This window comes from Streptomyces sp. NPDC031365 (genome assembly GCF_055569765.1).
In genome coordinates this window covers 94426-106809 of the sequence record NZ_JBVIIM010000028.1, presented here as the reverse complement: position 1 = coordinate 106809, position 12384 = coordinate 94426, and the positions used below count along the sequence as shown (strand labels likewise).

The following is a 12384-nucleotide window of genomic DNA, read 5'->3' as shown; positions in this document are numbered from 1 at the left end:
GGAGGGTCGCGCCGATGTCGGACGTACGCGTGGTCGTCATCGACTGCACGGACACCGGGGCGTCCCCGCCGACCGCCACTGATCCGACCTGGATCTGCCGGCTCTTCCGGCGCTCGGCGAGCTTGGTCGGTACGGACGGCATGCCGAGAGAAATCGCAGTCATCTGCTGTGCAACCCCAAGTCGTGGATCAAGGTCCGGCTCCCCGTGAGCGGCGGGCTCCGGGCTCCGAGATTACGGCACCGGCCCACGCCCGAGCACATCGCGCCCGTAAACGGGCCCAAGGGCGACGGCCTGGAAACCAAGGGTTCCAGGCCGTCGTGAACGGCGGGTGTCCTGGCCCGGCGGCTAGGAGATCCGCACCGGGTTCACCACGTCCGCGATCAGGACGAGGAGGGTGAAGCAGACGAAGATCCCGGCCACCACGTAGGCCACCGGCATCAGTTTCGCCACGTCGAACGGGCCCGGGTCGGGGCGGCGCAGCACCCTGGCGAGGTTGCGGCGCAGCGACTCCCACAACGCGCCCGCGATGTGTCCGCCGTCGAGCGGCAGCAGCGGGAGCATGTTGAACAGGAACAGGGAGAGGTTGAAGCCGGCGAGCAGCATCACGAACATGGCCATCTGCTGCGAGGCGGGGATCTCGAGGGTGGCGATCTCGCCGCCGACCCGGGCCGCTCCGACGACGCCCATCGGGGAGTCGGGTTCGCGGGGGCCGTCGCCGAAGGCGGCGTCCCACAGGGCGGGGATCTTGGACGGCAGGGCGGCGAGGGAGTCGACGGCGTCGCCGACCCGGTCGGTCATCCAGACCACGGAGTCCCCGAGGTCCTGTTTGACGACACCGTTGGCCGGGGTGAAGCCGAGGAAGCCTGCCTTGACGTACTCGCCCTCGACGTAGGTCCCGTTCGCGTCCTTCTTGGCGACCTGGTTGGTGGCGATCTTCGCCTGGAGGGTGACCTCCCGGCCGTCACGGTCGACGACGATCGGCACCGCCTTGCCGGCGCTGTCGCGGATGAGGTCCGAGAGCGTGGCCCACTCGTCGGTCCTGACGCCGGCGAAGGCGACGATCTGGTCGCCGGCCTTCATACCGGCGGCGGCGGCCGGGGACTGGGGGTCGGACTTCTCGCACTCGTCGCGGTTCTCGCTCTGCGAGATGACGCACGGCGAGACCGAGCTGACCGTCGTGGTCTCCTGCTGGATGCCGAAGCCCATCAGCACGGTGAGGAACAGCACGATGGCGAGGATGAGGTTCATGAACGGGCCCGCGAACATCACGATGACCCGTTTCCACGGCTTGCGCGTGTAGAACAGGCGCTTCTCGTCGCCGGGCCTGAGCTCCTCGAAGGCGGCGGAGCGGGCGTCCTCGATCATGCCGCGCCACGGTGAGGTGGAGCGGGCCTCCAGCCGGCCGTCGGGGCCGGGCGGGAACATGCCGATCATGCGGATGTAGCCGCCGAACGGGATCGCCTTGACGCCGTACTCGGTCTCGCCCCTGTTCCGCGACCAGAGGGTCGGGCCGAAGCCGACCATGTACTGGGGCACGCGGATGCCGAACATCTTGGCGGTGGAGAGATGGCCCAGTTCGTGCCAGGCGATCGAGAACAGCAGGCCGGCCGCGAAGACGACTATGCCGAGGATGAACATCAGGGTCGTCATGCACGCGCCTCCGCGCTCGCCGTCCGGACTGTCAGTTCCCGGGCCCTCGCCCGCGCCCAGGTCTCCGCTTCGAGGACGTCCGGCACGGTCAGGGAGGTTCCCGTCGCCGGGGTGCCGTGTTCCTCGACCACCCGGGTGACCGTCTCCATGATCCCGAGAAACGGCAGCGCACCGGAGCGGAAGGCCTCGACGCACTCCTCGTTCGCCGCATTGAACACCGCGGGGGCGGTTCCCGCGAGCTCACCGACGTGCCGGGCGAGGTTCACCGAGGGGAACGCCTCGTTGTCGAGAGGGAAGAACTCCCAGGTGGACGCCGTGCTCCAGTCGAAGACCGGGGCGGCGTCGGGGACCCTTTCGGGCCAGCCGAGACCGATGGCGATGGGCCCGCGCATGTCGGGGGGTGTCGCCTGGGCCAGTGTCGATCCGTCCGTGAACTCAACCATCGAGTGGACATACGACTGCGGGTGCACGACGACCTCAATACGGTCGAAGGGAATGTCGTAGAGCAGGTGCGCCTCGATGACCTCCAGCCCCTTGTTGACGAGGGTCGCCGAGTTGATCGTGATGACCGGTCCCATGGCCCAGGTGGGGTGGGCGAGGGCGTCCTCCACCGTGACGTCCGCCAGCTGCTCCCTGGTGCGGCCGCGGAAGGGGCCGCCGGAGGCGGTGACGACGAGCCTCTGGACGTCGGCGCGTGTGCCGGCGGCCAGCGCCTGGAAGAGGGCGGCGTGCTCGGAGTCGACCGGGATGATCTGGCCCGGCTCGGCCAGCGCCTTGACCAGCGGGCCGCCGACGATGAGCGACTCCTTGTTGGCGAGCGCGAGGGTGCGGCCCGCCTTCAGGGCGGCGAGGGTCGGGGCGAGCCCGATGGAGCCGGTGATTCCGTTGAGGACGGTGTGGCAGTCGGAGGCGGCGAGCTGCGTGGCCGCGTCCGGTCCGGCCAGGATCTCGGGCAGCGGCTCCCCCGCGCCGTACTGCGCGGAGAGCGCCTCGCGCAGCGCCGGTACGACGTCCTGGCGGGCGACGGCGACCGTGCGCGCCCGCAGCCGGCGGGCCTGTTCGGCGAGGAGGGCGACCCGGCCGCCGTTGGCGGACAGGGCGGTGACCCGGAAGCGGCCGGGGTTGCGCAGCACGAGGTCGATGGCCTGGGTGCCGATCGACCCGGTGGAGCCGAGGATCGCCACGTCCTTCGGGCCGTCTCCCACCGGGGGGTCGTACACCAGGTGCGGATCGGCGAGCGGGGCTGGAGCGTCGGTCATGGACCCCATTGTGTCGGGTCGCGCCCACCGCCGGGGCCCCACCCCGGCGGCCGGGGCGTGTGTTCTTGCGCGCGGAAGGGTGCGGAGGGGAGTGGCCGGACCGCCCGGCCGCTCCCCTCCGTCCCGGCGGATCAGCGGATCGGCCGGTGCACGTTGTCCCGTTGTGACGGGCCCGGGGTGGCGTCCGCGATCCAGGGGCCGTCGTCCGAGGGGTCGATGACGCCCTGCTCGAGCCATGCGTACGTGCCGGAGAGCACGCCCTTGACGACCTTGCGGTCGAGGTCGTCGGTGTTGGTCCACAGCCGGCCGAAGAGCTCCTCGACACGGATGCGGGCCTGTCGGCAGAAGGCGTCGGCGAGCTGGTAGGCCTCGCGGCCGTTCTCGCCGCGGCCTCGCAGGAGTTCCGCGCGGACGCAGGCGGCGCTCATGGCGAACAGTTCGGCGCCGATGTCGACGATCCGGCCGAGGAAGCCCTGCTTGGTCTCCATCTTCCCCTGCCAGCGGGACATGGCGTAGAAGGTGGAGCGGGCCAGCTTGCGGGAGGTGCGTTCGACGTAGCGCAGGTGCGGGGACAGGTCGACAGCGTGCTTGAACTCGTTGTAGGTACCGGGGAGCTGCCCCGGTCCGGCGACGAGCCTGGGCAGCCACTTGGCGTAGAACACGCCCGCGTTGGCGCCCGCCCTCGCCTTGTCGCCGAGGGACTTCTCCGGGTCGATCAGGTCGCCGGCGACCGAGAGGTGGGCGTCGACGGCCTCCCGCGCGATCAGCAGGTGCATGATCTCGGTGGAGCCCTCGAAGATCCGGTTGATGCGCAGGTCGCGCAGGATCTGCTCGGCGGGCACCGCGCGTTCGCCGCGCGCCCGGAGGGACTCCGCGGTCTCGAATCCGCGTCCGCCGCGGATCTGGACCAGTTCGTCGGCCATCAGACAGGCCATCTCCGAGCCGTAGAGCTTGGCGAGGGCGGCCTCGATGCGGATGTCGTTGCGGTCCTCGTCGGCCATCTGCGAGGAGAGGTCGAGGACTGCTTCCAGGGCGAAGGTGGTCGCCGCGATGAACGCGATCTTGGAACCGACGGCCTCGTGCAGTGCCACCGGCTTGCCCCACTGCTCTCGGGCCGCCGACCACTCACGGGCGATCTTCAGACACCACTTGCCGGAGCCGACGCACATCGCGGGCAGGGACAGGCGTCCGGTGTTCAGCGTGGTGAGCGCGATCTTCAGGCCGTGCCCCTCCTCACCGATGCGGTGCGAGGCGGGGACGCGGACCTGGTGGAAGCGGGTGACGCCGTTCTCGAGCCCGCGCAGCCCCATGAAGGCGTTGCGGTTCTCGACGGTGACGCCCTCGGAGGCGGCCTCCACGACGAACGCGGTGATGCCGCCCCGGTGGCCCTCGGACTTGGGCACGCGCGCCATGACGACGAGCAGGTCGGCGACCACGCCGTTGGTGGTCCACAGTTTCACACCGTCGAGGACGTAGTCCTCCCCGTCGGGGACGGCGGTGGTGGCGAGCCGGGCCGGGTCCGAGCCGACGTCCGGCTCGGTGAGCAGGAAGGCCGAGATGTCGGTGCGGGCACAGCGCGGGAGGAACGTCTCCTTCTGCTCGCGCGTGCCGAAGATCTTCAGCGGCTGCGGAACGCCGATCGACTGGTGGGCGGAGAGCAGTGCGCCGGTCGCCGGGTTGGCCGAGCCGACCAGGGCCAGGGCCTTGTTGTAGTAGACCTGGGTGAGGCCGAGGCCGCCGTATTTGGTGTCGATCTTCATGCCGAGGGCGCCGAGCTCCTTGAGCCCGGTGATCACCTCGTCGGGGATGCGCGCCTCGCGTTCGATCGTGGCTCCGTCGATCTTCGTCTCACAGAAGTCGCGGAGTTTGGCGAGGAACTCCTCACCGCGCTGGACGTCCTCGTCGGCGGGAAGGGGGTGGGGGTGGATCAGGTCGAGCCGGAAACGGCCGAGGAACAGTTCCTTGGCGAAGCTGGGCTTGCGCCAGTCCTGTTCCCGGGCGGCCTCCGCGACCTGACGGGCCTCCCGTTCGGTGACTGTGGGCCGGGACGGAGACTCGGGTACTGCGGACATGAGGCTCACCTCGCCGCGAATAGGATGGAGTCATGCGTTACTGACTGGTGCTACCCGATCGTATGTACCCGATTAGTAGCGGCCCCACCACCCTTCGTGCGGCCGTTCGGCCGATACCGCGACCCGGAGGACGGGGACCGCGACCCGGCACAGGTCGGGGCGAAGGCCGGCGCGGGCAAGGCGTCGTCGAAGCGCTTCGACAGCCTATGGACACTCGTTGTCCACGGAGCTACTGTCGAAGGATCCTCAACCGCCCGCGTACATATCGCGCTCCGTCGAAGCGCTTCACACCATTGGGAGAGCCGGATGGTCACCCTCGCCGAGGTCGCCCAGCACGCAGGAGTCTCGGCGAGCACGGTGAGCTATGTCCTCAGCGGCAAGCGGTCCATCTCCGCGAACACCCGCCTGCGGGTCGAGCGGAGCATCCACGAGCTCGGGTACCACCCGAACGCCGGGGCCCGCGCCCTGGCCAGCAGCAGGTCCAATATCATCGCGTTGATGGTCCCCCTGCGTACGGACATGTATGTCCCGGTGATGATGGAGATCGCCATCGCGGTGGCCACCACGGCCCGCACCCACGGGTACGACGTGCTGCTGCTCACCGGCGAGGAGGGCCCGGACGCGGTGCGCCGGGTCGCGGGCAGCGGGCTCGCCGACGGCATGATCCTCATGGACGTCGAACTCGACGACGAGCGGCTGCCGCTGCTCCGCGGAACCGATCAGCCCGCGGTGCTGATCGGTCTGCCCGCCGACACCGCCGGCCTGACCTGCGTCGACCTCGACTTCAAGGCCACCGGTGCGCTGTGCGTGGAGCACCTGGCCGAGCGGGGGCACCGGGATGTCGCCGTCATCGGCGAGGCCCCGGCGGTCTACGAACGGCACACCGGCTTCGCCGAACGCACCCTGGACGGCCTGCGCACCCGGGCACGCGAGCTGGGGCTGCGGCTGCTGCACCGTCCGTGCGAGGGCGGGTACGACGCGATGGCCGTGACGCTCGCCCGGATCCTCGACGAGCGTCCCGGCACCACGGGCTTCGTCGTGCAGAACGAGTCGGCGGTCGAACCGCTGCTCGCCCTGCTGCGGCAGCAGGGCCGGGCCGTGCCCGAGGACGTCTCGGTGGTCGCCGTCTGCCCGGAACAGGTCGCCGTGCAGGCCTCGGTGCGGCTGACGTCGGTCGCCATCCCCGCGCAGGAGATGGGCCGGCACGCCGTGGAGCAGCTGGTCGCCAAGCTCGACGGACGCGGCGGCGACGAGGTCGTCCTGCTCGCGCCCGAGCTGACCGTCCGGGCGAGCTCGGGCCCGGCGCCCGCCCCCTAGAGGGCCCGGTGAGGCGCCCGCGGTCACTCGCGGCGCCACAGCGCCGGAACGTTGGGCGGCTCCCAGCCGGTCATCGAGGTGTGGGCCTGCAGACAGCGGTAACCGGCGCCCCCGTGGGTGACCCGGTCGCCCGCCGCGTACGGGCGGCCGGGAGCCCAGCTCCCGCTCGGCGGGTCGGTGGGCGGGTCCGTCGGCGGATCCGTCGGGTTGCCCTCGGCGTCGAGCACGAAGTCGAAGGTGCCCTGCCTGCCGCCGCCCGCGGCACGGACGTTCATCAGCAGCGCCGGGTCGAAGAGCGCGTCCGTGCTGTTGCGGGGCTCGCCGGGGAAGTACAGCTGGGTGGTGAGCACGGGCTCGCCCGGTGCCTGCGCCTTGACGTGGATGTGCCGGGTGCGGCCGGGGTAGAGGCCCGGCACGATGGTCCGCAGGGTGAAGGCACCGGTGGCGTCGGTGAACTGGTGCCCGCGGAAGGTGTATCCGGCCATGTCGTAGGCGCCGCCGTCGTCGGCCTGCCAGAAGTCGAGCAGGATCCCCGCGAGCGGGACGCAGTTCCGGCCGAAGACGTGCCGCTGACGGTGAGCCGGACACCGGGGGCGCCCGGGGTCACGAGGTCGGTGCGCAGCGGGGAGTTGGGCTTGAAGTAGGGGCCCTCCATCTGGTCGGGCGTGGGGTCGTCGCCGTCGTCGCAGTAGGGGGTGGGCGTCAGGGGCCGCGCCTGGGGGCCGGTCTCCCTGGCGAGCGCCACCGTGCCCGTGGCCAGCAACGGGGCGGCGGCTCCGGCGGCGACGGCCGCGCGGAGCAGGTTCTTGCGGCTGATCGGGCGTTCGGCGCCGGTTCCGGGCGCGTCGGGACGGGATGGGGTCATGACGGTTCCTCGGGCTTCTCGGTGGGGGCGGAAGGACGGGGCGTGCCTGATCGCCGGAAAACCTACGCGCGCCGGCGGATACGGCGACAGCTCCCGTTCCGGCCCCTGCACGGCGTGATGGCAGCCGGGCGGCGCCGGGAAGCACGGCTCCGCCCGCACCGGGCACAGGTGCGGGCGGCACGGAGGTGCGGTGACTAACCGCCCGACACCGTCAGGTTGTTGGTGCGGAAGTCCAGGCCGCCGGCCGACGAGGTGATCTCGTAGCCGAACTGCACGTCACCGATGGTCTCGTTGCCCATCCAGCCCTTGGTGTCCTTGATCCACCTGAGGATCGGGAGGATGTCGACGGTGCCGGCGTCCGAGTCCGAGGTACGCAGGAACGAGAAGACCTCGTTGGCGCCGTTGTCGCCCTTGTGGACGTTCCAGGTGTGGCCGCCGAGGCTCACGGTGCCCTGCGGGCTGCCGAGCGGGCCCACGGCCCCGTTGTGGTTGACCCACAGCATGATCTCGTAGTCGTAGTCCGTGTCCCAGATGTCGTACGAGGTGTTGTACGCGCCCGAGGACGGGACGGTGACGTTGTAGCTGCTGGTGAGCGAACCGAGAGAGGTGATCGACTTGTTGATCACCTTCTTGGCGTTCGGGTAGGACTTGATGCCGCCGGTGTTGGGGTGGTCCGCCCATACGCCCCAGTTGGTGCCGGAGTTGGCCCAGACGCACTGGGCGCCGGCACCGGAACCCCAGATGTTGTTGTAGAGGGTGTAGCCGTTCAGGCCGGTGTTGCCCCACCGGTCGCAGGAACTCCAGACGGCGGCGTGCGCGGGGGCGGAGGCGAGTCCGGCCGTCGCGCCGAGCGCGAGGGCGGGCGCCAGCAGGACCTTGGTGATCCTGCCCAAGGTGCTTGGTGCCATGGTTTTCCTTCCATGGGTGGGGGGAGTCGCGGGGGGTCACCGCGTTTTCGTGATGAGGACGCGGTCTTCTCCGGCGACCAGGTCGAGCGGCTCGGCGCCGGCGGAAGTCCACAGGGTGATGCGGTGGGTGCGGCTCGGCCGCAGGACGGCGGTGGCGCCGTCCGGGGACCAGGTGAGATCCAACGAGGCGCCGAACCGGGTGCGGATTCCGCGCAGTTCACCGCTCGGGTACTCCGGGAGGGGCGCCGGCAGCAGGACCAGCCGGTCGGGGGTGGACTGCACGAGGGCCTCGATCAGCACGGCGGGCAGGGTGTGGGCTGCGTCGGCGTTGTAGACGTCGCGGCGCGGGTAGTGCGCGCTCATCAGGGAGGCGTGGAAGAAGTCGCCGTCGAGGACCCTGGCGAGCGCGTGGGCGACCCGCTCACCGTCCCGGAGACGGGCGGCGATCAGCGCGTGGTGCAGGTGGCCGTGCGCGGAGTCGTTCTCGGCGCCGCGCAGTTCCAGGGCGCGGTGGGCGGCGGCCGCCAGGTCGGGGGTGTCATAGGGGGTGATCTCGTCGAGCGGCCAGACGCCGTAGAGGTGGCTGAGGTGGCGGTGGTCGTAGGAGTCGTCCAGGTCCGGCCGGGCCCATTCGGCGAGTGCGCCGTCGGCGTTGATGCGGTGCGGGGGCAGCCGGTCGGCGAGCGCGTGCCAGCGCTCGGCGTGCTCGGGGTGGTACGCGGCGGCGGTGCGCAGGGCGTGCCGGGCGGCGGAGAGGTCCATGGCCGCGTCGATCGCGCCCCAGCTCGCGTTCGCGGGACGGTTCTCGGGAGAGTAGGAGGGCACGACGGCCAGTCGGCCCCCGGTGTCGGTCCGGGTGAGGAAGTCCTCGTAGAAGAGGGCGACTTCGGCGAGTGCCGCTGCGGTTCGGGGGTCGCGCTCCCCGCGGGCCTCGTCGTGGTCGACGAGCGGCTTGAGGAGCCAGTCCGCGCCCGCCGTCCACAGGTGGAGGGGGTACTCGCGGCTGAAGTGGTACGAGTGGCCCGACTCGCCGTCGCTGTGGGCGGGCGCGACCACGCCCCGGGCACCGAACACCGCGCGGGCGTTGTCCCGCCAGTCGGGCAACTGGCCCTGGATCAGGGCGGCCAGCGCCTCGGTGACCTCGGGGAGGGCGGCTGGGACGGCGGAGGCGGTCTGGAGGTTGAGGTTGGCGTCGTTGGTGAATCCGCCGGACCAGGCGGTGTCCCAGTCGCCGGTCCACAGCCCGGTGAGCCGGGGCGGGAACAGGCCACTGGACGACAGCACGTGGTAGCGGCCGGCGGCGAAGAGCCGTTCGAGCAGGGCGGCACCGCGCTGCCGGATCAGCAACTCGGATCCCGGCAAAGCACGTTCGTCCGGATCGGCGGCCAGGTCGAGGGTGACGCGTTCATAGGCGGTGCGGTGCCGGGGCAGATGACGGGCGAGGAGGCCGTCGTACGAGGTCCCGGGCGCGTCGTCGAGCAGGTCGCGCAGGGCGCGGCCCTCGGCGAGCACGTCCGCCTCCCCGGTGTGCCGCCGCACCCGGGTGAGCAGCAGCACCGACCGCGCGCCCTCGATGCGCACGCCGGGCGGGGCGAGGGTGGTCGAGCCGCCCGTGACGGCGACGAGGGTGACACCGGTGCAGGCGAGGTCGCTGCCCGGGTAGCGGGCGCGCAGGCTCAGCAGCGCGCCCTCGGGGGTGAGGACGGCTCCGTGACCGACCCGCAGGCCGGTGGGCGCGCCGGGGAGCCGGTGGTCCAGGGAGAGGTGGATCGTGGGTCCCGGGCCGGTGACGTACTGGACGATCACGTCGTCGGCGCGGGAGACGAGGACTCGGCTGGTCCACCCGGCGTGGGTCGCCTCCACCACTCCGGTGGCGAAGTCGACCGTACGGCGGTATCCGGACCGGTCCGGGCTGCTCTCCGCGCGGGCGAGGCGGATCTGGAAGGCCGGGTGGAAGGGGCGCACCCACGTCAGGGGGCGGCCGTCGGTGAAGTCCTCGGCGGCGGTCGTGTCGCCGGAGAGCAGCCGGTCCTGGAGGCCGGCGAGACCGGCGGCCAGATGCGGCGGCCGCCGGTGGCGCTCGTCGCCCTCGCCCGGGCGGACCAGGGTGTGATGGGTGACGATGGTGCGGTCGTCGTCCGGATCGCCGAACACCAGGGCGCCGTGGTGTCCGTTGCCGCTCAGGAAGGCATCCTCCCAGCGGGCGGCCGGCCGGGGCTCCCAGCTTCCGTGAACGGGCGTGGCGCTCATGACGTCAGCACCGCCACGCCGTAGCGGCCGAGGCTGAGCCGGCCGGTCACGGCCGTGTCGGTCAGCAGGTCGCGGTGCGTGCCGGGGACATCCACGGTGACCGGCTCCCGGCTGTGGTTGAGCAGGAACAGCAGGTCACCGCGGCGCACCGCCTCGACGGCGTCCGGGAGTCCGTCAAGGACCGGCCACACGTCCGCGTCGGCGGCGACGCGGGACACCAGGGAGCGCAGCGCCTCCGGTTCGGGGAGCGTCGACACGTACCAGGCACGGCCCTTGCGCAGCACGGCGGGCAGTCCGTCGAGTTCCCCGCCCTTGTACGGGACGGCCTCCTCCGCGGTGCCGTCGGGTTCCAGTTCCTCGGACCACAGAGTGCCGCGCAGCCCGCCCTCGCACTCGGCCTTCTCCCCCGGCTCCAGCGGCCACCACTCGTGCAGGGTCCGGATGCCGAACAGTTCGCGCAGCCGCTCGTCCATGCCGCCGGGCCGCACCCGGTCGTCCTGGTCGGCGACGCCGGTCAGGAATCCGCAGACGAGGGTGCCGCCGCCGTGCACGTACGCCAGGAGGTTGTCGACGGCCGAGTCCGTGAGGAGGTAGAGCTGCGGGACGACGACCAGCCGGTAGCCGGACAGGTCGTGTTCGGGGTGGGCGAAGTCCGTGGTGAGGTGCGACTGCCACAGCGCCCGGTGCCAGGCGCCCAGGACCTGCGGGTAGTCGACCTCGCGGGACGGCCGGCCCTCCTGGTCGCCCGCCCACCAGGAGTGCCAGTCGTGCAGCACGGCGACGTCGGCGGGGACCGGGCGGCCGGTGACGTGCGGGCCGATCCGGGCCAGGTCCGCGCCGAGCCGCTTCACCTCCTGGTACGTACGTCCCTGCTCGCCCGCGTGGCCGACCATCCCGGAGTGGAACTTCTCGGCGCCCTGCCGGGACTGGCGCCACTGGAAGTAACAGACGGCGTCCGCGCCGCGCGCCACGGCCTGGAGCGACCACAGGCGGTTGAGGCCACGTGGCTTGGGGTGGTTCACCCCGCGCCAGTTGACCGGTCCGGCCGCCTGTTCCATCAGCATCCACGGGCCGCGGGCCTGTGAACGGGTCATGTCCTGGACCAGGGCCCCGCTCTGCGCGCCGAGGGGGTCGCGCGGGTCCGGGTAGAGGTCGACGGAGACGATGTCCTCCTCCTCGGCCCAGCGCCAGGCGTCCTGACCGGCCCACAGCGGCATGAAGTTGGTGGTGACCGGAAGGCGCGGGGTGTGCCGGCGGACGATGTCGCGTTCGGCGGTGTAACACTCCAGGAGCATGTCGGACGTGAAGCGTCTGAAGTCGAGTACCTGAGTGGGGTTCTTCATGTAGTGCGCGTGCCGGGGCGGCAGTACCTCGGCCCAGTCGCCGTAGCCCTGGCTCCAGAAGGCCGTACCCCACGCGGTGTTGAGCGCGTCGAGTGAGCCGTAGCGGTGGCGCAGCCAGGCGCGGAAGCGGGCGGCGGCCTCGTCGCCCCAGTCGTACGTGCAGTACTCGTTGTTGATGTGCCACATGGTGAGGGCCGGATGGCCGGCGTAGCGGGCGGCCAGGTCCTCGGTGATGGCGGCGGCACAGCGGCGGTAGGTGGCGCTGGAGTGCGAGAAGTGCTGGCGTCCGCCCCACCACTCGGTCCGGCCCTCCGCGTCGCGGGGCAGGGTGTCGGGGTGGAGGTGGCCCATCCAGGGTGGCGGGGAGGCGGTGGGGGTGGCGAGGACGACGTCGACGCCATGGTCGTGCATGAGGTCCATCAGCCGGTCCAGCCGGCCGAAGTCCCGCTCGCCGGGGCGGGGTTCGATGGTGGCCCAGGAGAAGACGCCGAGGGTGACGGAGGTGACGCCGGCCTGCTTCATCAGGCGGACGTCCTCGTGCCAGGTCTCCTCGGGCCACTGCTCGGGGTTGTAGTCGCCGCCGTAGAGGATGCGGCCGCGGGTGGCGTCGGCGAGTGCGGGTCCTTCGCGTCTCGGCATCAGACGGACTCCCCGCGCTGGGTGCCGCGCCCGTGGGTGGCGAGGAGGGGGACACCGGCAACCGCGGCAACGGTCGCCGC

At 71.6% G+C, this 12384-nt stretch carries 8 protein-coding genes and 1 pseudogene; 1 reads left to right on the top strand and 8 read right to left on the bottom strand.

Features of this window, described 5'->3' with window-relative positions; translation table 11 throughout:
* The 4 genes from ACZ5C2_RS31245 to ACZ5C2_RS31230 all read right to left on the bottom strand — a co-directional run.
* Nucleotides 1-163: flavodoxin-dependent (E)-4-hydroxy-3-methylbut-2-enyl-diphosphate synthase (locus ACZ5C2_RS31245; RefSeq protein ID WP_351004190.1), on the bottom strand; the 163-nt coding region annotated here is incomplete at its 3' end.
* Nucleotides 164-346: 183 nt separating this feature from the next.
* Nucleotides 347-1639: a M50 family metallopeptidase gene (locus ACZ5C2_RS31240; RefSeq protein ID WP_468798920.1), complete on the bottom strand. Its 1293-nt coding sequence runs from the start codon at nucleotides 1637-1639 to the stop codon at nucleotides 347-349.
* Between the two features lie 8 nt (nucleotides 1640-1647).
* The gene (gene dxr / locus ACZ5C2_RS31235) at nucleotides 1648-2910 is read right to left on the bottom strand and encodes a 1-deoxy-D-xylulose-5-phosphate reductoisomerase (protein WP_468798906.1); all 1263 of its coding nucleotides are present in this window, start codon (nucleotides 2908-2910) and stop codon (nucleotides 1648-1650) included.
* A gap of 131 nt (nucleotides 2911-3041) precedes the next feature.
* A complete protein-coding gene (locus ACZ5C2_RS31230; RefSeq protein ID WP_468798904.1) occupies nucleotides 3042-4982 on the bottom strand; it encodes an acyl-CoA dehydrogenase family protein in 1941 nt (646 codons plus the stop codon).
* Nucleotides 4983-5288: 306 nt separating this feature from the next.
* On the opposite strand from ACZ5C2_RS31230, the gene ACZ5C2_RS31225 reads away from it, so the two are divergent.
* Nucleotides 5289-6299, top strand: a complete 1011-nt coding sequence (locus tag ACZ5C2_RS31225) for a LacI family DNA-binding transcriptional regulator (protein WP_468798902.1) — start codon at nucleotides 5289-5291, stop codon at nucleotides 6297-6299.
* A gap of 23 nt (nucleotides 6300-6322) precedes the next feature.
* Here the strand turns inward: ACZ5C2_RS31225 and ACZ5C2_RS31220 are convergent.
* From ACZ5C2_RS31220 to ACZ5C2_RS31205, 4 genes and pseudogenes are all read right to left on the bottom strand, one after another.
* Nucleotides 6323-7164: pseudogene (locus ACZ5C2_RS31220) on the bottom strand (dioxygenase family protein).
* A 194-nt stretch (nucleotides 7165-7358) separates the two neighbouring features.
* Nucleotides 7359-8072 carry a glycoside hydrolase family 12 protein gene (locus ACZ5C2_RS31215; RefSeq protein ID WP_468798900.1) on the bottom strand — a complete coding sequence of 238 codons (714 nt, stop codon included), beginning with the start codon at nucleotides 8070-8072 and terminating at the stop codon, nucleotides 7359-7361.
* 36 nt (nucleotides 8073-8108) lie between these two features.
* Nucleotides 8109-10322, bottom strand: a complete 2214-nt coding sequence (locus ACZ5C2_RS31210) for a glycosyl hydrolase family 95 catalytic domain-containing protein (protein WP_468798898.1) — start codon at nucleotides 10320-10322, stop codon at nucleotides 8109-8111.
* Nucleotides 10319-12304, bottom strand: coding sequence for a beta-galactosidase (locus tag ACZ5C2_RS31205; protein ID WP_468798896.1), 1986 nt, complete (start codon nucleotides 12302-12304; stop codon nucleotides 10319-10321). The genes ACZ5C2_RS31210 and ACZ5C2_RS31205 overlap by 4 nt, the downstream gene beginning before the upstream one ends.
* Nucleotides 12305-12384 lie beyond the last annotated feature (80 nt).

Bases quoted from the DNA above. Each gene is read 5' to 3' on its own strand.
- dxr (WP_468798906.1), bottom strand. From the start codon at position 2,910: ATGACCGACGCTCCAGCCCCGCTCGCCGATCCGCACCTGGTGTACGAC.
- ACZ5C2_RS31215 (WP_468798900.1), bottom strand. From the start codon at position 8,072: ATGGCACCAAGCACCTTGGGCAGGATCACCAAGGTCCTGCTGGCGCCC.
- ACZ5C2_RS31205 (WP_468798896.1), bottom strand. From the start codon at position 12,304: ATGCCGAGACGCGAAGGACCCGCACTCGCCGACGCCACCCGCGGCCGC.
- ACZ5C2_RS31240 (WP_468798920.1), bottom strand. From the start codon at position 1,639: ATGTTCATCCTCGGCATAGTCGTCTTCGCGGCCGGCCTGCTGTTCTCG.
- ACZ5C2_RS31210 (WP_468798898.1), bottom strand. From the start codon at position 10,322: ATGAGCGCCACGCCCGTTCACGGAAGCTGGGAGCCCCGGCCGGCCGCC.
- ACZ5C2_RS31225 (WP_468798902.1), top strand. From the start codon at position 5,289: ATGGTCACCCTCGCCGAGGTCGCCCAGCACGCAGGAGTCTCGGCGAGC.
- ACZ5C2_RS31230 (WP_468798904.1), bottom strand. From the start codon at position 4,982: ATGTCCGCAGTACCCGAGTCTCCGTCCCGGCCCACAGTCACCGAACGG.